This is a genomic window from Thalassospira sp. MCCC 1A03138, assembly GCF_002115785.1.
Classification (GTDB): Bacteria; Pseudomonadota; Alphaproteobacteria; order Rhodospirillales; family Thalassospiraceae; genus Thalassospira.
Genome location: NZ_JFJY01000005.1, coordinates 291,714 through 311,778 on the forward strand (window position 1 = coordinate 291,714; position 20,065 = coordinate 311,778).

General features: G+C 55.8%; 17 protein-coding genes. 14 read left to right on the forward strand and 3 right to left on the reverse strand.

The window, feature by feature from the left end; genetic code table 11:
• The first annotated feature begins 170 nt into the window (after positions 1–170).
• From TH468_RS12785 to TH468_RS12795, 3 genes are read left to right on the forward strand one after another with little or no spacing between them, the layout of a single operon-like run.
• Entirely contained in the window at positions 171–1,556 is a 1,386-nt protein-coding gene (locus TH468_RS12785) for a cytochrome ubiquinol oxidase subunit I (protein WP_085644625.1), read from the forward strand.
• Positions 1,553–2,551: a cytochrome d ubiquinol oxidase subunit II gene (cydB, locus tag TH468_RS12790; RefSeq protein ID WP_062959572.1), complete on the forward strand. Its 999-nt coding sequence runs from the start codon at positions 1,553–1,555 to the stop codon at positions 2,549–2,551. The genes TH468_RS12785 and cydB overlap by 4 nt, the downstream gene beginning before the upstream one ends.
• Positions 2,551–2,679, forward strand: a complete 129-nt coding sequence (locus TH468_RS12795; RefSeq protein WP_040059893.1) for a DUF2474 family protein — start codon at positions 2,551–2,553, stop codon at positions 2,677–2,679. Before cydB ends, TH468_RS12795 begins: the two co-directional genes overlap by 1 nt.
• A 113-nt stretch (positions 2,680–2,792) precedes the next feature.
• On the opposite strand, the gene TH468_RS12800 is transcribed toward TH468_RS12795, so the two are convergent.
• Positions 2,793–3,191, reverse strand: coding sequence for a cupin domain-containing protein (locus tag TH468_RS12800; protein ID WP_085644627.1), 399 nt, complete (start codon positions 3,189–3,191; stop codon positions 2,793–2,795).
• 32 nt (positions 3,192–3,223) lie between these two features.
• Positions 3,224–4,441 carry a PLP-dependent aminotransferase family protein gene (locus tag TH468_RS12805; RefSeq protein ID WP_085644662.1) on the reverse strand — a complete coding sequence of 406 codons (1,218 nt, stop codon included), beginning with the start codon at positions 4,439–4,441 and terminating at the stop codon, positions 3,224–3,226.
• Between the two features lie 231 nt (positions 4,442–4,672).
• Here TH468_RS12805 and TH468_RS12810 point away from each other — a divergent pair, with 231 nt between their 5' ends.
• Genes TH468_RS12810 through astB form a run of 4 tightly spaced genes read left to right on the forward strand, consistent with a single transcriptional unit; the run spans position 4,673 to position 9,793 of the window.
• Positions 4,673–5,914, forward strand: coding sequence for a hydrolase (locus TH468_RS12810; protein WP_085644664.1), 1,242 nt, complete (start codon positions 4,673–4,675; stop codon positions 5,912–5,914).
• 4 nt (positions 5,915–5,918) lie between these two features.
• Positions 5,919–6,938: an arginine N-succinyltransferase gene (locus tag TH468_RS12815; RefSeq protein ID WP_085644666.1), complete on the forward strand. Its 1,020-nt coding sequence runs from the start codon at positions 5,919–5,921 to the stop codon at positions 6,936–6,938.
• Positions 6,939–6,956: 18 nt separating this feature from the next.
• A complete protein-coding gene (astD, locus tag TH468_RS12820; protein WP_246832319.1) occupies positions 6,957–8,441 on the forward strand; it encodes a succinylglutamate-semialdehyde dehydrogenase in 1,485 nt (494 codons plus the stop codon).
• Positions 8,438–9,793: an N-succinylarginine dihydrolase gene (astB, locus tag TH468_RS12825; protein WP_085644668.1), complete on the forward strand. Its 1,356-nt coding sequence runs from the start codon at positions 8,438–8,440 to the stop codon at positions 9,791–9,793. Before astD ends, astB begins: the two co-directional genes overlap by 4 nt.
• Before the next feature lie 35 nt (positions 9,794–9,828).
• Here astB and TH468_RS12830 read toward each other — a convergent pair whose 3' ends face one another.
• Complete coding sequence (locus TH468_RS12830) at positions 9,829–10,467, reverse strand: hypothetical protein (RefSeq protein WP_139834710.1); 639 nt, start codon at positions 10,465–10,467, stop codon at positions 9,829–9,831.
• 289 nt (positions 10,468–10,756) lie between these two features.
• Here TH468_RS12830 and TH468_RS12835 point away from each other — a divergent pair, with 289 nt between their 5' ends.
• The 7 genes from TH468_RS12835 to TH468_RS12865 all read left to right on the forward strand — a co-directional run bounded on the left by TH468_RS12835 (position 10,757) and on the right by TH468_RS12865 (position 20,064).
• The gene (locus tag TH468_RS12835) at positions 10,757–12,169 is read left to right on the forward strand and encodes an aminotransferase (protein ID WP_085644672.1); all 1,413 of its coding nucleotides are present in this window, start codon (positions 10,757–10,759) and stop codon (positions 12,167–12,169) included.
• A gap of 102 nt (positions 12,170–12,271) precedes the next feature.
• Positions 12,272–12,733, forward strand: coding sequence for an Lrp/AsnC family transcriptional regulator (locus TH468_RS12840; RefSeq protein ID WP_085644674.1), 462 nt, complete (start codon positions 12,272–12,274; stop codon positions 12,731–12,733).
• A gap of 196 nt (positions 12,734–12,929) precedes the next feature.
• Positions 12,930–13,835: a sulfate adenylyltransferase subunit CysD gene (gene cysD / locus TH468_RS12845; protein WP_085644676.1), complete on the forward strand. Its 906-nt coding sequence runs from the start codon at positions 12,930–12,932 to the stop codon at positions 13,833–13,835.
• Positions 13,835–15,754 (forward strand): sulfate adenylyltransferase subunit CysN, encoded by a 1,920-nt coding sequence (gene cysN / locus TH468_RS12850; protein WP_085644678.1) that lies wholly within the window; start codon positions 13,835–13,837, stop codon positions 15,752–15,754. Before cysD ends, cysN begins: the two co-directional genes overlap by 1 nt.
• Before the next feature lie 246 nt (positions 15,755–16,000).
• The gene (locus tag TH468_RS12855) at positions 16,001–17,665 is read left to right on the forward strand and encodes a Na/Pi cotransporter family protein (RefSeq protein WP_085644680.1); all 1,665 of its coding nucleotides are present in this window, start codon (positions 16,001–16,003) and stop codon (positions 17,663–17,665) included.
• Positions 17,666–17,792: 127 nt separating this feature from the next.
• Positions 17,793–18,548 (forward strand): ImuA family protein, encoded by a 756-nt coding sequence (locus TH468_RS12860; protein ID WP_085644682.1) that lies wholly within the window; start codon positions 17,793–17,795, stop codon positions 18,546–18,548.
• Entirely contained in the window at positions 18,466–20,064 is a 1,599-nt protein-coding gene (locus tag TH468_RS12865) for a DNA polymerase Y family protein (protein ID WP_246832320.1), read from the forward strand. The genes TH468_RS12860 and TH468_RS12865 overlap by 83 nt, the downstream gene beginning before the upstream one ends.
• The last annotated feature ends 1 nt before the right edge of the window (position 20,065 follow it).

Sequence of the window (20,065 nt, forward strand, 5' to 3'; positions counted from 1 at the left end):
TGCGAATACGCAATGCACAATTCGGACGGGAACTGTATCACTTTGTCCTTATGAACACGGCCCCTGATCCGCTGTTCTCAGTGGATCAGGTCATGCAATGAGCGATTTCGCGTTGCAACGAAAAACGCGGCCCGACAGGAAGGCTTTGCCTGATAAAAGGACCAACGCCAATGTTTGATCCCGACATATTGGCCCGCGTACAATTCGCGTTCACCATCTCATTTCACATCATTTTTCCGTCCTTTACCATTGGACTGGCCAGTTATCTTTTCGTGCTCGAAGCCCTATGGCTGCGCACACGCGATGATACCTATCTGGCGCTATATAAATTCTGGCTGAAAATCTTTGCGCTGGCCTTTGGCATGGGTGTCGTTTCGGGCATTGTCATGTCCTATCAGTTCGGCACGAACTGGGGACCGTTTTCCGAATTTACCGGCAGCGTGCTGGGCCCGCTTCTGGCCTACGAGGTGCTAAGCGCCTTTTTCCTTGAGGCCGGGTTCCTCGGCATCATGCTGTTTGGCCTTAACCGTGTCGGACCGAAGCTGCATTTCACCGCGACCACCATGGTTGCGATTGGCACATTGTTTTCCGCCTTCTGGATTTTGTCGGCCAATAGCTGGATGCAAACACCCACCGGCCATATCATCGAAAATGGTCGGGCTGTTGTGCAAAGCTGGTGGGATGTGATCTTTAACCCAAGCTTCCCCTATCGACTTGTTCACATGGTTCTGGCGGCATTTCTGACCACCGCCCTTGTGGTTGGTGCGGTGGGTGCGTGGCATCTGCTGCGTGATCGGGAAAACCGCGCTGCACGGATCATGTTTTCCATGGCAATGTGGATGGCCGCCATTGTGGCCCCGATCCAGATCGTGGCCGGTGACATGCACGGGCTTAATACCCTTGAATATCAACCGGCCAAGGTCGCGGCGATGGAAGGCCATTTTGAAACACAGAATGGCGCGCCGCTGATCCTTTTTGGCTGGCCCGACATGGCGGCAGAGGAAACAAAATACGCCGTTGAAATCCCGAAACTGGGATCAATGATCCTGACCCATGACTGGGATGGCAGGATCACCGGATTAAAGGATTTCGCCCCCGAAGACCGCCCGAATGCGACCATCGTATTCTGGACATTCCGCATCATGGTCGGGCTGGGCGTTTTGATGGCGTTACTTGGTATCGTCAGCCTGTTCGCCCGGTGGCGCAAATCGCTTTATAGCTGCACGTGGCTGCATCGCTTTGCCCTGATCATGGGACCAAGCGGCTTTATCGCCATTCTGGCCGGATGGTTCACCACCGAAATCGGGCGTCAGCCCTGGGTGGTTTACGGATTGATGCGCACATCGGATGCCGGATCGCCCGTCGCCCCGACCGCAATTGCCGGATCGCTTGCCGCATTCGTCATTGTCTATGCCATCGTGTTCGGGGTTGGCACCGCCTATATCATCCGCGCGATGAACAGGGACCCGCGTTTTGCCCATTCGCCGAAGGGCGAAGTCCTGCGCGCCGGAAGCCGCCCGGTTTCTGATCCCACCATCCCGACGGCAGGAGAATGATCATGGATTATCAACTGATCTGGGCACTGCTGATTGCGGTTGCCGTTTTCGCCTATGTCACGCTTGATGGCTTTGATCTTGGCATCGGTATTCTGTTTCCGTTCATCAAAGACCCGGCCAAACGCGGCAGGATGATGAATACGGTTGCCCCTGTGTGGGATGGCAATGAAACCTGGCTGGTTCTGGGCGGTGGCGGGCTTTATGCCGCCTTCCCGCTGGCCTATTCATTGCTGATGACCGCGTTTTATATCCCGGTTTTCACCATGCTGCTCGCCCTTGTGTTTCGCGGGGTGGCGTTCGAATTCCGGTTCAAAAGCCGTGATCATCAAAAACACTGGGACTTTGCCTTTTCCGCCGGATCGATCATTGCTGCCGCTATGCAGGGTGCAATGCTGGGCGCCTTTATTGAAGGGATTGCGGTTGAAAATGCCAAATTCGTTGGCGGCCCGTTTGACTGGCTAAGTCCGTTTTCGGTGTTCTGCGCATCCGCCGTTGTGGTCGGCTATGCCCTGCTTGGCACCGGCTGGTTGATCATGAAGATGGAAGGCAATTTTCAGGGACGTTTGCGTGGCCTTGCCAAGCCTGCGGTCATCTGGATGGCGGCCAATCTTGGCGTGGTGTCGCTGATGACAAGCTATATCCACCCCGCTTATGCCGCGCGCTGGTTTGATATGCCAAACCTGTTTTTCCTTGCCCCGATCCCGATTGTCACGGCCGGTCTGCTTTTCTGGCTCTGGCATGCGGTAAAGCACCGCGAAAAGACGGTATTTGGCATTACACTTGGAATTTTCTTCCTGTGCTATGCCGGGTTCGGCATCACACTTTATCCCAATATCGTCCCACCGATGATTGATTTCAGAACGGCCGCCGCCCCAGATAACAGCCTGTCCTTCATGCTGGTCGGTGCCGCTATCCTGATCCCGATCATTCTGGCCTATACTGCCTATGCCTATTGGGTATTCCGGGGCAAGGTCGGGGATGAAGGATATCACTGATGACGGCATTTTCACCCAAACCCAAAACCCGGCGTGTGCTTTGGTTTATCGGGCTTTATGCAGGAGGCATCCTTGTGATCGGGGCTGTGTCGCTTTTGCTGCGTAGCCTGATCACCGGGATTTCCTGAAAGTATCCGTTCACAAATATCGGATTACTCCGTCTACCTGCTGACACTTGTCAGCAACTCCGGCCCGGCAGCAAGGTCCCCCACCCCTGCCGGGCTTTTTCATTCGGGGTCAGTCATTGGCCCAGATAATCGCTATCCGCCACTTTTTCCAGCCAATCGACCGCCGATCCGTTGACCGATTCCGCAATCGCGATATGGGTCATCGCGGTTTTATCGGTCGCCCCATGCCAATGTTTTTCACCCGGTTCGAACCAGACGATATCGCCGGGGCGGATTTCTTCGCGGGGTCCGCCTTCACGCTGCGCCCAGCCAAGGCCGCTTGTGATGATCACGGTCTGGCCTAGCGGATGGGTGTGCCATGCGGTGCGGGCACCCGGTTCAAACGTCACAATGGCCCCGCCAACACGGGCGGGATCGGCGGTCTGAAACGGGCTGTCGATCCGAACCGTACCCGTGAAGTAATCCAACGATCCCTTGGTCGATGGTTTTGATGCGTTGCGCTGGATGTTCATGGTGACCCTTCGGCTTTGTTTCCTGGTGAACTTTACTGATTGTGCACCCGCCGGATCAGCAAGGCCAGACGTTCGATGCCATCGCGAATGCGATCGGCCTTTTCCGTCGCGAAGCTGAGACGTGCGGTATTACGGCCCGTGTGATCACAGAAGAAAGCCTGACCAGGGACGAAGGCGACCTTGGCGTCGTGCAGGGCCTGTTCCAGCAATTGGCGACTATCGATATTTTCCGGCAGGGTCAGCCAGATGAACATGCCACCCTCGGGTCTTGTATAGGACGCGGTTTCGGGCATGAATTCGTCAAGGGCGGCCAGCATCGTATCGCGTTTGGCGCGATAGGCATCGCGGATGGCATCCAGATGCCCGGGAAACAGTCTGCGTGCTGCACGCAGGGCGACTTCCTGATTGATGGTCGACACATGCAGATCACCCGCCTGCTTCATCAGAACCAGCCGTTCGATCACCGGACGCGGCGCACAGACCCAGCCAATCCGAAGGGCAGGCACCAGCGTTTTGGAAAATGTGCCAAGCTGGATGACGGTTCCGGCCTGCGGATCGCCGTTGGTTTCATCAAGGGCAAGCAACGATGGCAAAACATCGCCTTCGTAGGACAGCTTGCAATAGGCTGCGTCTTCAAGAATGACCGCACCATATTTACGTGCAACTTCAAGCACCGCCAAGCGCCGATCAAGACTATAGGACCGCCCGGTCGGGTTCTGGAAATCCGGCGCCAGATAGGCAATGCGCGCACCAAGTTCAAAGGCTGCTTCGAGCTCGGCAATCACCGGGCCATCGTCATCCATATTCACCCCGACATAGGTCGGACGGCGCATGGAAAAGGCCTGCATCGCGCCAAGGTAGCTTGGCTTTTCCACGACGATTTCACGCCCCGGTTCCAGCAACAGACGAGCAAGCATATCAAGCCCCTGCTGCGCGCCACAGGTAATCAGGATGTTATCAATCCCGCGCACCGCCCCGCTGGCTGCCAGATCATCGGCAATCCATTGACGAAGCGCGGGCAGGCCTTCACTGATGGAATATTGCAGGCTTTTGTGACCGGCAACCTCGTCGGTCGTCAGATCACCATAGATCGCATTGAAATCGGCCAGCGGAAAAAGCGACGGGTCAGGCACCCCCCCGGCAAAGGAAATGATTTCCGGCAGGTCGGCCACTTTAAGCAGATCACGGATTTCGGAGGCGGTGAGCGCACGGGCATCACGAACGATCAGGTCATTCCATTGGACAGTCATGGGGCTTCTCTTTAGGTCAGTGTTGTTGCCATTATTTGGCAAGGAAGACTGACCTAAATCAAGTTTATTTTTCTATGGATGATGATTTTGAAACAAAATTACCTTTTGGCCTTTTGCTCGCCCGCATGTAATTCCGTTTCCATCCCTCGATCCCGCACCACCTGCCGGGCGGTTTTTGGCACGATATATCCAATAAACAATCAACAATGCCAAAACGTCCCAAAGGTTATCATGACCGAATATGCAAAGTTTCAGCCCTGGCTCGACTGGCTTGATCAGCGTTACGATGAAGCGGTTGATCGCCTGAAATCGTGGTCGGCGATCAATAGTGGCACGGGCAATATCGACGGGCTTGATCGGATGCATGACGCCATTCTGGATGCCTTTGCCGAACTTGACACCACAACCACCGTCATCGACCTCCCCGATAGCGAAACCGTCGCCGCCGACGGCAGCATCGCCCCCGTGCGCTATGGCAAGCTTTTGCATTTTTCCAAACGGCCACAGGCCCCGGTTCGGGTTTTGCTGTGCATTCATTATGACACGGTCTTTGCCATCGACAGTGCCTTTCAAACCCCGCGCCTGATCGATGAAAACACCTTGAATGGGCCGGGTGTTGCCGATGCTAAGGGCGGCATCCTGACGATCCTCAATGCCTTAAGCGCACTGGAACGAAGCCCGTTTGCGGGTGGCATCGGCTGGGACGTGATCCTGAACCCGGATGAAGAAACCGGCTCCATCGGATCGGCCCCGTTTTTGGCCGAACACGCCCGCGCCGCCGATTTCGGGATGCTGTATGAACCGGCGCTGGAAGACGGCACCCTTGCCGGGGCACGCAAGGGATCGGGCAATTTTGCCATCCGGATCAAGGGGCGTGCTGCCCATGCGGGGCGCGAATTCCATGCCGGGCGCAGTGCGATGGTCGCGGCCAGTGACTGCGTCATGCGCCTTGATCAGCTTAACGGCAAGGTTGGCGAGGCCACATTCAATATCGGCAAGATCGATGGCGGAGGGCCGGTCAATGTCGTACCCGATAGCGCCGTGGTGCGATTTAATGTTCGGATTTCAAACCATGACGAACGCCATCAGGCCGAAAATGAAATTGCCGATGTCATTGCCGCGATCAATCAGCGTGACTGCATCACGGCCGAACTGCATGGCCAGTTTGGCCGCGCGCCAAAACCAATGGCTGGCAGGACCAGGGCGCTTTTTGAATGGGTGCGCGAGCTCGGTCATGACCTTGATCTGGACATCTCATGGAAGGCAACGGGGGGCTGTTGCGATGGCAACAATCTGGCCGAGGCCGGATTACCCAATATCGATACCCTTGGGGTACGCGGTGGCCTGATCCATTCCGATCAGGAATTTGTGAAGCTCGACAGTTTGATCGAACGGGCAAAGCTTTCGGCCCTGATCCTGATGAAAGCCGGTTCAGGCGATTTACCCAACGCATTGAAAAAGACGGAGATATAAAATCATGATGCGTGTCCGCCCCGCCCGTATGAGCGACCTTGACCGGCTGGTTGATCTGGCATCCTCGGCCAGCAAGGGTTTGACCACCCTTCCGGCCAATCGTGACGTGCTCGAAGCCCGCATTATCGAAAGCATCGAGGCCTTCGTGGCCGATATCGACGGCCCCGGTGGTGAAAGCTATTTCATGGTTCTCGAAGATACCGCCAATGGCAAGGTCGCAGGCACCTGCGCGATCTATGCCGGGGTCGGATTATCAAAGGCATTTTATAACTACAAAATCCTGAAACTGACGCAATATTCGCATGAACTGAATGTCACGGTGACATCGCGCCTGCTGACCCTTGTGAACGATTATCAGGGTGCTACCGAGGTGGGCACACTTTACCTTGACCCCGATTATCGCAAGGACGGCAACGGGCAGCTTCTGGCACGGTCGCGATATCTGTTGATGGGGTGCTTCAAGGAACGGTTTTCGGAAATGGTCATGGCCGAAATGCGCGGCTGGCAGGATGAAAACGGCAAATCACCGCTTTGGGAAGCGCTGGGATCGCATTTCTTCAACATCCCGTTTCCCGATGCCGATTACATTTCCGGGATTGGCAATAACCAGTTCATTGCCGATCTGATGCCGAAATATCCGATCTATATCGAAATGCTGCCCAAAGCAGCACAGGATGTGATCGGCAAAACCCATGATGAAACGCGACCGGCGCTGAACCTTTTGAAAAAGGAAGGTTTCCGGTTTTCAAATGCGGTCGATATTTTTGATGGCGGACCCTGCGTTGATGTCCGGCTTGATGACATCCGCACCATCCGTCATTCCAAAATCGCTACCATCCGCAAAACAGTTGATCGCAGCCCATCTATGGAACGCCATCTTGCCTGCACGCTGGAACTTCGCGGCTATCAGGCAAGCTGGCTTTATATGACGGTTGTGAATGGCACGCATGTCGATCTGGACCGCGATCAGGCCGAAATCCTTGGTCTGCGTGCTGGCGATCAGATCCGTTTTGTCATCGATTAAACCGCAGGAGCAGGCATCATGATGACCCAGAAATCAAATCCCGCCCTGTTCATCAATGGCACATGGCAAACCGGAAAAGGCAAAGCGTTTCACGCCGAAAACCCGGCCAATGGCGATATCATCTGGCAGGGTAATTCCGCCAGACCCGATGATGTTAACGCCGCGATCATGGCGGCACGAAATGCCTTTCCGGCATGGGCAAAACGCGACCTGAATGAACGGATTGAAATCCTTGAACGGTTTGCCGGGTTGCTCAATGATCACAGGGACGCACTGGCACGCACCATCAGCCTTGATGCCGGAAAGCCGCATTGGGAGGCCCTGACCGAAGTCGGCGCAATGGCCGGCAAGATCGCGATTTCGATCAAGGCCTATCATGATCGCACCGGCACCCGCCACGGCGATGCGCCGGGCGGCGGACAGGCGATCTTGCGCCATAAACCCCATGGGGTGGTTGCGGTCTTTGGTCCCTATAACTTCCCCGGCCATCTGCCCAACGGCCATATCGTCCCGGCCCTTCTGGCGGGCAATTGCGTGGTGTTCAAGCCATCCGAACTAACCCCGCTTGTCGCCGAGGAAACCGTAAAGCTCTGGCAACAGGCCGGATTGCCGGGCGGGGTTATGAACCTTGTGCAGGGCGAACGCGATACCGGCATTGCCGTGGCGCAGCATCCCGGTATCGACGGGCTGTTCTTTACCGGCAGTGTCCCGACCGGACGCCATTTGCACCATGCCTTTGCCGGGCAGATGGACAAAATCCTGGCGCTGGAACTTGGCGGGAATAATCCGCTTGTCGTCTGGGACGCCGCCGATCTCGATGCCGTCGCCCACCATACCGTCATGTCGGCCTTTATCACGGCAGGGCAGCGTTGTACCTGTGCGCGCCGCCTGATCGTGCCATCCGGCGCAAGGGGCGATGCGATGATTGCCACCATCAATGATTATTGCGACAGGCTGATTATCGGTGCGCCAGATGATGATCCCGAACCCTTCATGGGACCGGTGATTTCCAACCGGGCGGCGGATGCATTGATCGCGGCGCAGGAAAAACTTGTTGCCAATGGCGCCAAAATAATCCGCGAAATGACGCGTCCCGATCCTGCCCGCCCGTTCCTGACACCGGGTCTGATTGACGTGACCGGTGTAAAGGATCGCGCGGACGAAGAACTGTTTGGCCCGATCCTGCAAATCATCCGGGTCGATCACTTTGACGATGCGATCCGTGAGGCCAACAATACCCGTTTTGGCCTAGCCGCCGGGTTGCTGTGCGATGATGCCGAACTTTGGCAGCGTTTTATCCATGAAAGCCGCGCCGGGATTGTCAACTGGAACAAGCAACTGACCGGCGCGTCCAGTGCCGCCCCGTTTGGCGGCATCGGCGAAAGCGGCAACCACCGCCCATCGGCCTATTACGCCGCCGATTACTGCGCATGGCCGGTCTCAACCCTTCAGACCGACAAACTAATCGCCCCCGATGCCGCCCCCAAAGGAGTCCGCCCATGACCCGATACGCCATCGAAGCCAATTTTGACGGTCTGGTCGGCCCGACGCACAATTATGCCGGGTTAAGCTTCGGCAATGTCGCATCAACCAGCAATGCCAGCACCCATTCCAACCCGAAATCGGCCGCCCTTCAGGGCCTGACCAAGATGAAGGCGCTGCATGATATGGGTTTTGTGCAGGGCGTGCTGCCGCCTCATGAACGCCCGCATGTCAAAACCCTGCGCGATGTTTTCGGGTTTACCGGGTCGGATGGTGATGTCCTGGCGTCCGCCTGGAAAACCAATCCGAACCTTGTTCTGGCGGTATCATCGGCATCCCCGATGTGGACGGCCAACGCCGCAACCGTTTCGCCCAGCGGTGATACCGATGATGGCAAGGTGCATTTCACCCCCGCCAATCTGTGCGCCATGTTCCACCGATCCATCGAACATCCAGTGACGGGGCGCGCACTTGCCGCGACATTCGCCAATCCCGATCATTTCACCCATCATGCCGCCCTGCCCGGCACGGACCATATGGGGGACGAGGGGGCTGCCAACCATACCCGTTTTTGCGGCGATTATGGCGCGCGCGGGGTCGAATTTTTTGTCTATGGCCGCCACGCTTTTGATCCTGGCAAAACCCGGCCAAACCGTTATCCGGCGCGCCAGACGTTCGAAGCCAGCAGCGCGATAGCACGCCATCATGGCCTATCGGAAAACGGTGTCGTCTATGCGCAGCAAAACCCGGACCTGATTGATGCCGGGGTCTTTCATAATGACGTGATTTCGGTCGGCAATGCCAATGTGCTGTTCCATTACGAGGACGCCTTTGTCGACACGCCCGCCGTCATCAACGACATCCGGCGCAAGATGGACGGCATTGCTGATTTCACCAGTATTGAGGTGCCCAAAAGTGCGGTGCCGCTCTCCGACGTGATCAAAAGCTACCTGTTCAATTCACAGCTTTTGCGCCTGCCGGAAAATGGTCAGATGATGCTGATCCTGCCGACCGAGGCCGAAGAAACCATATCGGTCCGCGATTACCTTTATGACCTTATCGGCAAGGGCACTACACCGATCAGACAGATCAAGTTTTTCGATCTGCGCCAAAGCATGCGCAATGGCGGTGGCCCTGCCTGCTTGCGGCTGCGCATCGCCCTGACCGAGGATGAACTTACCGCGACCAACCAACAAAGCCTGATCGACGATCAGTGCTTTGCTGAACTGACAGGCTGGGTCGAAAAACATTATCGCGACCGCCTAAGTGCAGATGATTTCCGCGACCCATCGCTTCTGAACGAAGTCCGGACAGCCCTTGACGAGCTGACGCAACTTCTTGACCTTGGCCCGATTTATGATTTCCAGCGATAGAAGAAATGGCGAAGGTGCAGGCGAGTGCGCTTTCACTATTTCAATTCACCCAGTGTTACGACCATTTCCTGCTCGTTTTCGCGGCCTTCGCTGCCCGATACCCCGGCCCTGAAAACCAGAAGATCAATGCCGCCTTCTGCTTCCGACTTCACCTCTACGGTGAATTTGACGGTGACTTCGATCACTGAGCTGCTCAGATCACCGACAGTAGGATCATTGGCGATCCGAAAACTCGGCGGCAAAAATACTGCCCCTGCAAGACCATCGCCAACACCCAGCATGCTGCTGACAATTGCATCGGCAACCGGATGTTGTTCAAGCGCGGCAGTTACATCTTTGCGGGTTGCCGTTTGGCATATCTCGACTAAATCACCATCGGCAAGCCTTGCCGCATCATCTGCCTGCAAGGTTATTTTGTAAATTCGGCTGGCAACGGTACTCCGTTCCCCCGAAAGATTTGCCGAAACCGGTACAAAGCTAAATGCCCCACCGGCTTCGCCACCGACGGTGGATGATTTGGCTGTCGCCAGTGTTACTTTTGCATTTAATGGCCTGCGTCCATGCCACGGCAAATCGTCCGCCTGACAGATATCTGCAATTCTTAAAATGTTTTCGGCAATCTGCAACGACACCCGCAATTCTTTAAGCACATCCGAAACAGCTTTCTGTTCCATTGTGTTTTTGACAACCGGAACAGAAAGCTGGCCGATAGGGGCTCCCGCCGTACAACCAGAAAGAAAGGCGACCATCCCCAAGATCAAAATTTTCCTCATCTTCCCCTCGCCAACCCTCAACTCTTGATTGTTTTTATCATAAAATCAGATGGCGAAGACAAACCGTTTTCTGAAATCAGCATTCTTCACCGTCGGGAAGTGCTGCTTCGAAATTTAATACCGGACCAACCGTGGCAGAATAACCGGAATAACAAGCTTCACGCCCCACACAAAGTCCGGGAGCCCCGCCATGTCGACCCTCTATGATACCGAACATCTCAAAAGATCGGATGCGGCCAATATCCTGCATCCGGCATCCGTGGTTGCCGATGTGTCAAATAACGGCCCGGCCCGTATCTTTGTCGAGGGCAAGGGCGCGTTCATTACCGACACCGACGGCAACAGGATGCTGGACGGGGTTGGCGGACTTTGGTGCATGAATATCGGCTATGGCCGGACCGAGATCGGCGATGCGATGAAGGCCGCATCCGATCAGATGGGCTATTTTCATACCTTTGCCGGGGCATCCAACCCGGCCCAGATCGAACTGGCCGAAAAGCTGGTGGCAAAGATGCCAAGTCACATAACAAAGGTCTTCTTTGGCAGTTCCGGGTCGGATGCCAACGACACATTGATGAAGATCGTCTGGTATTATAACGGGCTTCGCGGCAAGCCGGAAAAACGCAAGATTATCGCCCGTAAGCAGGCCTATCACGGCACCACCATTGCCACCGCCAGCCTGACCGGGCTTGCATCCTTTCATCGCAATTTCGGCCTGCCGATCCCTGAAGTCAAACACACCTCGCTTCCGCATTATTATCGCGAAGCCAAGCCGGGCGAGAGCGAGGAACAGTTTTCGGTCCGATTGGCAAACGAGCTTGAAGAGCTGATCATCGCCGAAGGCCCGGAAACGATCGGTGCCTTCATTGCCGAACCGATCATGGGGGCCGGTGGTGTCATCACCCCGCCAAAGGGCTATTTCAAAGCCGTTCAGGCGGTTCTGAAAAAGCACGATATCCTGTTCATCTGTGACGAGGTTGTTTGCGGTTATGGCCGCACCGGGCACTGGTTTGGCCATCAACTTTATGACATTCGCCCCGATATGATCGCCACCGCCAAGGGCCTGACCAGCGGCTATTTCCCGATGTCAGCGGCCTTCATCAGCGATGATATCTGGAAAGTCCTGCGTGACGGATCGGCAACCCTTGGTGCATTTGCCCATGGCTTCACCTATTCCGGCCATCCGGTGGGATCGGCCGTCGCACTGGCGAACCTTGCGATCATCGAAGGCGAAAATCTGGTCGCGAACTCGGCGGAAACCGGTGCTTACCTGCATGCGCGGCTTAACGACACCTTTGGCCATCATGCCCATATCGGCGAAGTGCGCGGTGTCGGCCTTCTGGGCGCCTTGCAACTGATGGCGGACCGGGACACAAAAACCGGGTTCGATCTGAAACACAAGATCGCCGCGCGCTGTGCGGCGGCCATCGGAAACCAAGGCGTGATTGTCCGCCCGCTTCCAACCGCCGACAGCCTCGCATTTTCCCCGCCGCTGACGATTAACCGGCGCGAAGCCGACCAGATGGTCGATGCCATCAAAAAGGGGATTGATCAGGTGATGGGCGAACTGAGTGCTGAGGAACGCAAGGGCATGGCCGCCTGATTCTCGTAACGCCCCAAATCCTGCCCCACTTGCCCGACCGGAATACTGGTCGGGCCGTTTTTTTATGTGTAAGGTGGCGCAAACAAGATAACGGCGACCCCGATGATCAAGATCGACGAGATCAACCTTAAAATCCTGCGCGCCCTTCAGGCCAACGCAAAGCTGACCAATCTGGCCCTTTCAAAGCTGGTGGGACTAAGCCCAAGCCCGTGTCTTGACCGGGTCAAGAGGCTCGAAAAAGAAGCGGTCGTGAAGCGCTATCGCGCGGTACTTGATATCGAAAAAATCTGCCCGCATGTCCGGGTCTTTGCCGAGGTCACCTTAACCGGCAAGACCGCTGCCGATTACAAACGCTTTGCCGATGCGGCCAAAACCATCCCCGAAGTCGTTGCCGCCTACCGGATTTCAGGACCATATGATTATATGCTGTGCCTCGTTTGTCGCGATGTGCAGCATTACCATTCCCTGTCCGAAGACATGATCCACGGCAATCTTGGCATTACCAAATTCATCGGCCATGTCGCTTTGGCCCAGACGAAGGCATTCAAAGGCTATCCGGTTTGACGTCCAGGCTTCATAGACCACAAAGAAAACACCCAAAGAACATATTTCCTTTGTACTAGAAAATATGTGGTTATCTTTTTTGTGTGATTTGGATAGATCGCGCTTGCATCAAAGCCGTTTCCATATTACCCATCAAAGCAACGTGAAATACATTTATAAACACAAATTTTGTGTTGATTGATCGGCAGGAACGAGAATGCAGCCTAATCTGACCCATCTCCGCCAGCTTGAGGCCGAGAGTATTCACATTATCCGCGAAGTTGCGGCATCGTTCGAACGGCCGGTGATGCTTTATTCCATCGGCAAGGATTCGTCGGTTTTGCTGCATCTGGCGCGCAAGGCATTTTACCCGGCCCCGCCGCCCTTTCCGCTCATGCATGTCGATACCACATGGAAATTCCGCGAAATGATCGAATTTCGCGACAAGGTGGCGGCGGAATATGGCTTTGAGCTGATTGTTCACATCAATCAGGAAGGTGTGGAACAGGGCATTGGCCCGTTCACCCACGGATCAAGCCTGCATACTGACGTCATGAAAACCCAATCGCTGAAACAGGCGCTGAACAAATACAAGTTCGATGCAGCCTTTGGCGGTGCGCGCCGGGATGAGGAAAAGGCACGCGCGAAAGAACGCGTATTTTCGTTCCGCACCGAAACCCATCGCTGGGATCCGAAAAACCAGCGCCCGGAACTTTGGGATATATACAACGCACGGATCAACAAGGGCGAAAGCATTCGCGCCTTCCCGATCTCGAACTGGACCGAGCTTGATATCTGGCAATATATCTATCTCGAACAGATCCCGATTGTGCCGCTGTATTATTCGGCCAAACGCCCGGTTGTTGAACGTGACGGCATGCTGATCATGGTTGATGACGACCGCATGCCGCTTAATCCGGGTGAAAAACCGGAAATGAAATCGGTGCGTTTCAGAACGCTTGGCTGCTATCCGTTGACCGGTGCGGTTGAGTCCGAAGCCGCCACCCTGCCCGACATTATCCAGGAAATGCTGCTGACCCGCTCAAGCGAGCGTCAGGGGCGCATGATCGACCATGATCAGGCCGGTTCAATGGAAAAGAAAAAGCAGGAAGGCTACTTCTGATGGCACACAAATCCGATCTGATTGCCGATGACATTCTCGGCTACCTGAAAGCTCAGGAAGAAAAAAGCCTGCTGCGTTTCATCACGTGTGGCAGCGTTGATGATGGCAAATCGACCCTGATTGGCCGTCTGCTTTGGGATTCCAAACTGATTTTCGAAGACCAGTTGGCCGCCCTTGAATCTGACAGCCGCAAGGTCGGCACCCAGAATGGCGAAATTGATTTCGCCCTGCTGCTTGACGGGCTTCAGGCCGAACGCGAACAGGGCATCACGATTGATGTCGCCTACCGGTTCTTTTCGACCGACAAACGCAAATTCATTGTCGCAGATACCCCCGGCCATGAACAATATACTCGTAACATGGCAACCGGTGCCTCGACCGCCGATGTCGCTGTGATCCTGATTGATGCCCGCAAAGGCATCCTGACACAGACACGCCGCCACAGCTTCATCACGTCGTTGCTGGGGATCAAGCATGTGGTTCTGGCGGTAAACAAGATGGACCTGATCAGCTATGATCAGGCCAAGTTCGACACCATTGTTGCGGACTATAAAGAATTCGTCAAAGACCTTGGCTATAGCTCGATCACGCCAATCCCGTTATCGGCCCTTCGCGGCGATAACATGATCGAAGCCAGCCCGAATACCCCCTGGTACGAAGGCCCGACGCTGCTCGCACATCTTGAAACCGTTCAGGTCGAACAGGATGCAATTGAAAAGCCGTTCCGCCTTCCGGTCCAGTGGGTCAACCGCCCGAACCTTGATTTCCGTGGCTTTTCCGGCACCATCGCGTCGGGCATGATCAAGCCGGGCGATCCGATTGCCGTCACCGCATCGGGTCAGACCAGCAAGGTCAAGGAAATCGTCACCTTTGATGGCAACCTTGATCAGGCCTTTGCCGGTCAGGCGGTCACCCTGACGCTTGAAGATGAAATCGACATTTCGCGCGGCGATGTTCTGGCGCGACCGGATGAACGCCCGGAATTTGCCGATCAGTTCGAAGCCCGTATCATCTGGATGCACGAAGATCATCTTCTGCCCGGCCGCCCCTATATCATCAAGATGGGCGCGCAGGTCACCAACGCGCAGATTAGCGACCTGAAATACAAGGTCAATGTCAACACGCTGGAACATATTGCAGGCAAGACGCTGGAACTGAACGAAGTCGGCATTGCCAATATCGCAACCGACAAGGCACTGGCCTTTGATCCCTATGATGACAACCGCCATTCGGGCCGGTTCATCATCATCGACCGTTATTCCAACGCCACCGTTGGTGCGGGCATGGTCAACCATTCGCTTCGCCGTGCGACCAACGTCAAATGGCAGGAAATGGACATCAACAAAAAGTCTCGTGCCTATCAGAAAGGTCAGCAATCGGCCGTTCTATGGTTCACGGGTCTTTCGGGTGCTGGTAAATCGACCATCGCCAACCTGGTCGAGAAAAAGCTGCATGCCATGGGCAAGCACACTTACACCCTTGATGGCGACAATGTCCGTCATGGATTGAACAAGGACCTTGGCTTTACCGATGCCGACCGGGTGGAAAACATCCGCCGCGTCGGTGAAACCGCCAAGCTGTTTGTCGATGCCGGGATCATCACGCTGGTATCCTTCATCTCGCCGTTCAAAAGCGAACGCCAGTTTGCGCGTAGCCTTGTCGAAGATGGCGAGTTCATCGAAGTCTTTATCGACACCCCGATTGAAATCTGCGAACAGCGCGACGTGAAAGGCCTTTATAAAAAGGCCCGCGAAGGCAAGATCGCCAACTTCACCGGGATCGACAGCCCGTATGAAGCGCCAGAAAACGCTGAGATCACGGTCAACACATCCGATCAAACCGCCGAACAGGCCGCCGAGATCATCGTTGCCAAGCTCGAAGAATTCGGTGTTCTGGGTGCGTGGTATCCTGAAATCTAAGAATACCGGCAACCTCGATACGAACGAAACGGCATCAAAGCCCCGGCCTTCGCGCCGGGGCTTTTGTTTGCCTTTCATTCGTCAAATTCAAATTATAATGTTCATTTGAAAATGTGATATGATCGAATGAATGACGCAGTTCGTTGCCTTATACACATTGAATAATGCAGGCACCGTGATCACGTGAATATCAAAGGCCCGCTCATTGAGCTCGCATCATAAGAAGACCGGAACAACGAGGCGCCCATGGAAATTTCCCTGAAGCTGTTTGAGATTGCGGGCATGATTGCCCTTCTTCTATGGGGTCTTCACATGGTGCAAACCGGTATTCAGCGCGCCTATGGGCCAGAGCTCCGCAGATTTCTGTCATTCGCACTGGGCAACCGGTTCAAGGCATTTTTCGCCGGGATCGGCGTAACCGCAATTCTTCAAAGCAGCACGGCCACCGGCCTGATGGCGACCGCCTTTACCGCCGAAAGATTGATCAGCCTTGTTACCGCCCTTGCGATCATGCTGGGCGCGAATGTCGGCACCACACTGATTGTTCAGGTCCTGTCCTTTGACATCACACAGATCGCCCCGGTCTTTATCCTGATCGGGGTTCTGATGTTCCGGCGTGGTGGCGTCACCCGCACACGTGACCTTGGCCGGGTGGTGATCGGGCTTGGCATGATGCTGCTATCCCTTCATCTGGTGCATGGTGCGGTTGCCCCCTATGCCGATGCACCGGGATTGCGTACCGTCCTGACCGCAATTACTGTCGCCCCGGTTTTGAATGTCCTGCTGGCCGCGGCCCTGACATGGCTAGCCCATTCCAGCGTTGCGATTGTGTTGCTGATCATGTCCTTTGCCTCGGCCGGGATTATTCCGCTTGAAGCCGCCTTTGCATTGGTGCTCGGTGCCAATCTGGGAACCGCGATCAATCCGTGGCTTGAAGGCGGCAATAACAGCGACCCGGCGTCAAAACGCCTGCCGCTTGGCAATCTTTTGAACCGAATGGCGGGTTGCGTTCTCGCACTGGCGGCTCTGGAACCTGCGACAAACCATATTGCCCGGATCATCCCTGATCCGGCACAGGCTGTTGCGGCATTTCACCTTGTTTTCAACCTGTGCCTTGCGGTTCTGATGCTGCCGACCTTGCCGCTTCTTGCCCGGCTTTTATGCCGCTGGCTGCCGACACGCAATGATGGCAGCGATCCGGCAAAGCCGGTTTATCTTGATGATGATGCCAAGGCGTCACCGCCCATCGCAATGGCGGTTGCCGCCCGCGAAGCCCTTCGCATGGCCGATACATTGCAGCAAATGCTGGCCGGGGTTGAAGATGCGCTTGAAAACGGGGATCGCAAACGCGCCGCCCAGACACGGCGCATGGACGATATCCTTGATCACCTCAATACCGCGATCAAAGAATACCTGACGTCACTGGATGTCCGGACATTCGATGACCGGGATCGCCGCAGGATGCGTGAAATCCTGACCTTTGCAACCAACCTCGAACAGGCTGGCGATGTGATTGAACGCGATCTGGTCAATCTGACCAGCAAACGGATCAAGCGCGGCCTGACCTTCTCGCCCGAAGGGCAGCGTGAATTGCTTGATATGCTTGAACGGCTTGAAAGCAATCTTCGGTCTGCAACGGCGGTTTTCATGAATGAGGACCCGCGTATGGCCCGCAAACTTGCCAGGGAAAAGGAAGCCTTCCGCGACCTTGAAGAACGCACGATTAACGCGCATTTCCAACGCCTGCAGGCCGGGCGTCAGGACAGCACCGAAACCAGCACCCTGCATCTTGATATCGTCCGCGACCTTAAACGCATCAATGCGCATCTGGTTGCTGCCGCCGCCTATCCGGTATTGAAGGATCAGGGCGAACTTCTTACCAGCCGCCTCAAAATGCCCAAGCATGGCTGATGCTCTTTCCTTTCATGCCAATGGCTTGACGGGTATTGCGCACAGCATCTGACATTTCCCGGATCAATGATGCTTGACTCCTGTTCCATCCTGACCACATAAAAAGAACAAATCAGGAACTCACATCATGTCGGACAGACGTCTTCATCTTGCCCGTGCCGCGTTGCAACGGGCCGAAAAACAGTGGAAAGGACAGGTCACCTGTCTGCCCGGCGGTGCGGACAGGGTTATTCGCCGTGCCTTTGGCGGGGTCGATCTTGCACATCATATCAGCATAGGCGGAATTGCCCCGGTTGGCCTGCATGAAATCATCTGCGGCCATGATGATACCGGCGCATCGGTTCTGGCATGGTATCTGGCGCGGCTTTCCAACGGGGATCAAACAGGCAAAAGCCTGTTCTGGATCCGGCAAAGGCGCGCGATTGATCAGGGCGGGCTTTATCCGCTTGCGCTACCAGCGACGGACATGCCGGTCATGATGGTGGTTGATCAGCAGGCCATCGCCCTTTGGACCTGCGAGGAAGCGGCAAAATCCGGACAGATCGCCAGCATCATAGCCGAAACCACGGATTATGACCTGACCGCGGCACGCCGCCTGCAACTGGCCTGCGAAGCCGGGCACACCCGCCTGATTGCGATCCGGCATATGCGGTCCGATGGCAAAACCATCGCATCCAGTGCGCATACACGCTGGCGGATAACACCGGATGCACCGGCACATTCAACAACAGGCAACCGACACATACTCAGCCTGATCGGGGGACGCGGGGTTCGACCGGGCAGCTGGAGAATGCAAATTGATGCAACAACGTTTTCTTTATCTGTGGCTGACGCATTGGAAAACAGACTGCCACCGGATCGATATGCCGAAAACCGGGGATGACAGCCCCAAACCGGAACCGATCGTGATAACACGCGCCGATCACAAGGGCGTTCTTGTCTGCGGCAGTGACAAGGCAGCACAATCACGCGGACTTGCACCGGGCATGCGCCTTGCCGAAGCACGCAGCATATACCCGGCTTTGCGCGACCTTCCCGAACAGCCCGATCTTTATGAACGCCATCTGGCCCGCTTGATCCGGGCGATGGACCGATACAGCCCGTGGGTTGCCCGCGACCGGTTCCTGCAGGAAGCAGGTCAGGACGGCCCCATGGATGGGGGCGATGCCGGATTGTGGCTTGAAATTACCGGCGGCAGTCATCTTTTTGGCGGGGAAAGCGCCCTTCTGGAATTGGTTCTGCGCGATGGGAAATCACGCGGTTATGCCTGCCGGGCAGCCATTGCCGATACGGCAGGTGCGGCATGGGGTGCGGCACGATGCCACCCTGCCCCGGCTGAACAACGGATTTTAAGCCTGCCGCGCGACCACGATATTGCCGCCGGTTTTCCGATATCCGCACTGCGTCTGCCCGAACAGACACGGGTCACCCTGTTTCGGCTGGGGCTGAAACATCTGGGCGACATCACCCCGATGCCGCGCGCCAATATCACCACACGTCTGGGGCCGGAAGTTTTGCAACGGCTGGACCAGTTTTATGGTCGCCTGCCCGAACATCTGAATTTCAATCTGCCAGATCGGCCATGGCTGATCCGACGCAGCTTTGGCGAACCGCTGGGCGATGCGGCCAATCTGGCAATTGCCGTTGAAAGCATGATCACGGAACTATGTGATAATCTGGCGCAGGAAAATCTTGGCCTGCGTCGGATCATCCTGCGCTGTGTGCGGGTTGATGGGCATACCCATACCATCACACTTGGCACAGGAAGCCCGTGCCAGTCCGCCCCGCATGTCTTGCGGTTGCTGTCTGAAAAAATGCCCGGTGTCGATACCGGTTTTGGCATCGAACAGGTGATTGTCTATGCCCCGTGGGTCGAACATGTGGCCTTTCGCCAGTCGCGCCTTGATCAGCAACAGGAAGAAACCACCGACCAGATTGCCCTTGCCCAGTTGATCGACCGGATTTCACATCATCTGGGTCCGCGTGACATGCTGTTTCACCCCGGCCACCACGCAAGCCATTTGCCTGAGCGGGCTTCTGTGCGGCAGGCCGTTAACGCCCGGACATATCCAGCCAGACGCACCGACATGACATTACCCAAACGCCCAGTGCGCCTGATCGACCCACCCGAACCGGCCGAAATCCTTGCGCGCGACACCAATGGCACGCCAAGCCGCCTGCGCTGGCGCAAAATGGCGGTCGATATCATCCATGCCGAGGGACCCGAACGGATTTGTCCGGAATGGTGGCAGTGCCTTGATCAGGATGAATATGCCCTATCCCCCAAAACGCGGGATTATTTCCGCATCCGTGATCAGGCAGGCCGGTTGTTATGGGCCTTTCGCACCGGCACAACCGGGCAGGATATCTGGTCCATCCATGGATTATTCGGGAACTGAC

What these genes read in the sequence shown, in the direction of transcription:
- TH468_RS12785 (WP_085644625.1), top strand. Translation starts at nt 171, where the DNA reads ATGTTTGATCCCGACATATTGGCCCGCGTACAATTCGCGTTCACCATC.
- cydB (WP_062959572.1), top strand. Translation starts at nt 1,553, where the DNA reads ATGATCATGGATTATCAACTGATCTGGGCACTGCTGATTGCGGTTGCC.
- TH468_RS12795 (WP_040059893.1), top strand. Translation starts at nt 2,551, where the DNA reads ATGACGGCATTTTCACCCAAACCCAAAACCCGGCGTGTGCTTTGGTTT.
- TH468_RS12800 (WP_085644627.1), bottom strand. Translation starts at nt 3,191, where the DNA reads ATGAACATCCAGCGCAACGCATCAAAACCATCGACCAAGGGATCGTTG.
- TH468_RS12805 (WP_085644662.1), bottom strand. Translation starts at nt 4,441, where the DNA reads ATGACTGTCCAATGGAATGACCTGATCGTTCGTGATGCCCGTGCGCTC.
- TH468_RS12810 (WP_085644664.1), top strand. Translation starts at nt 4,673, where the DNA reads ATGACCGAATATGCAAAGTTTCAGCCCTGGCTCGACTGGCTTGATCAG.
- TH468_RS12815 (WP_085644666.1), top strand. Translation starts at nt 5,919, where the DNA reads ATGATGCGTGTCCGCCCCGCCCGTATGAGCGACCTTGACCGGCTGGTT.
- astD (WP_246832319.1), top strand. Translation starts at nt 6,957, where the DNA reads ATGATGACCCAGAAATCAAATCCCGCCCTGTTCATCAATGGCACATGG.
- astB (WP_085644668.1), top strand. Translation starts at nt 8,438, where the DNA reads ATGACCCGATACGCCATCGAAGCCAATTTTGACGGTCTGGTCGGCCCG.
- TH468_RS12830 (WP_139834710.1), bottom strand. Translation starts at nt 10,467, where the DNA reads ATGGAACAGAAAGCTGTTTCGGATGTGCTTAAAGAATTGCGGGTGTCG.
- TH468_RS12835 (WP_085644672.1), top strand. Translation starts at nt 10,757, where the DNA reads ATGTCGACCCTCTATGATACCGAACATCTCAAAAGATCGGATGCGGCC.
- TH468_RS12840 (WP_085644674.1), top strand. Translation starts at nt 12,272, where the DNA reads ATGATCAAGATCGACGAGATCAACCTTAAAATCCTGCGCGCCCTTCAG.
- cysD (WP_085644676.1), top strand. Translation starts at nt 12,930, where the DNA reads ATGCAGCCTAATCTGACCCATCTCCGCCAGCTTGAGGCCGAGAGTATT.
- cysN (WP_085644678.1), top strand. Translation starts at nt 13,835, where the DNA reads ATGGCACACAAATCCGATCTGATTGCCGATGACATTCTCGGCTACCTG.
- TH468_RS12855 (WP_085644680.1), top strand. Translation starts at nt 16,001, where the DNA reads ATGGAAATTTCCCTGAAGCTGTTTGAGATTGCGGGCATGATTGCCCTT.
- TH468_RS12860 (WP_085644682.1), top strand. Translation starts at nt 17,793, where the DNA reads ATGTCGGACAGACGTCTTCATCTTGCCCGTGCCGCGTTGCAACGGGCC.
- TH468_RS12865 (WP_246832320.1), top strand. Translation starts at nt 18,466, where the DNA reads ATGCAACAACGTTTTCTTTATCTGTGGCTGACGCATTGGAAAACAGAC.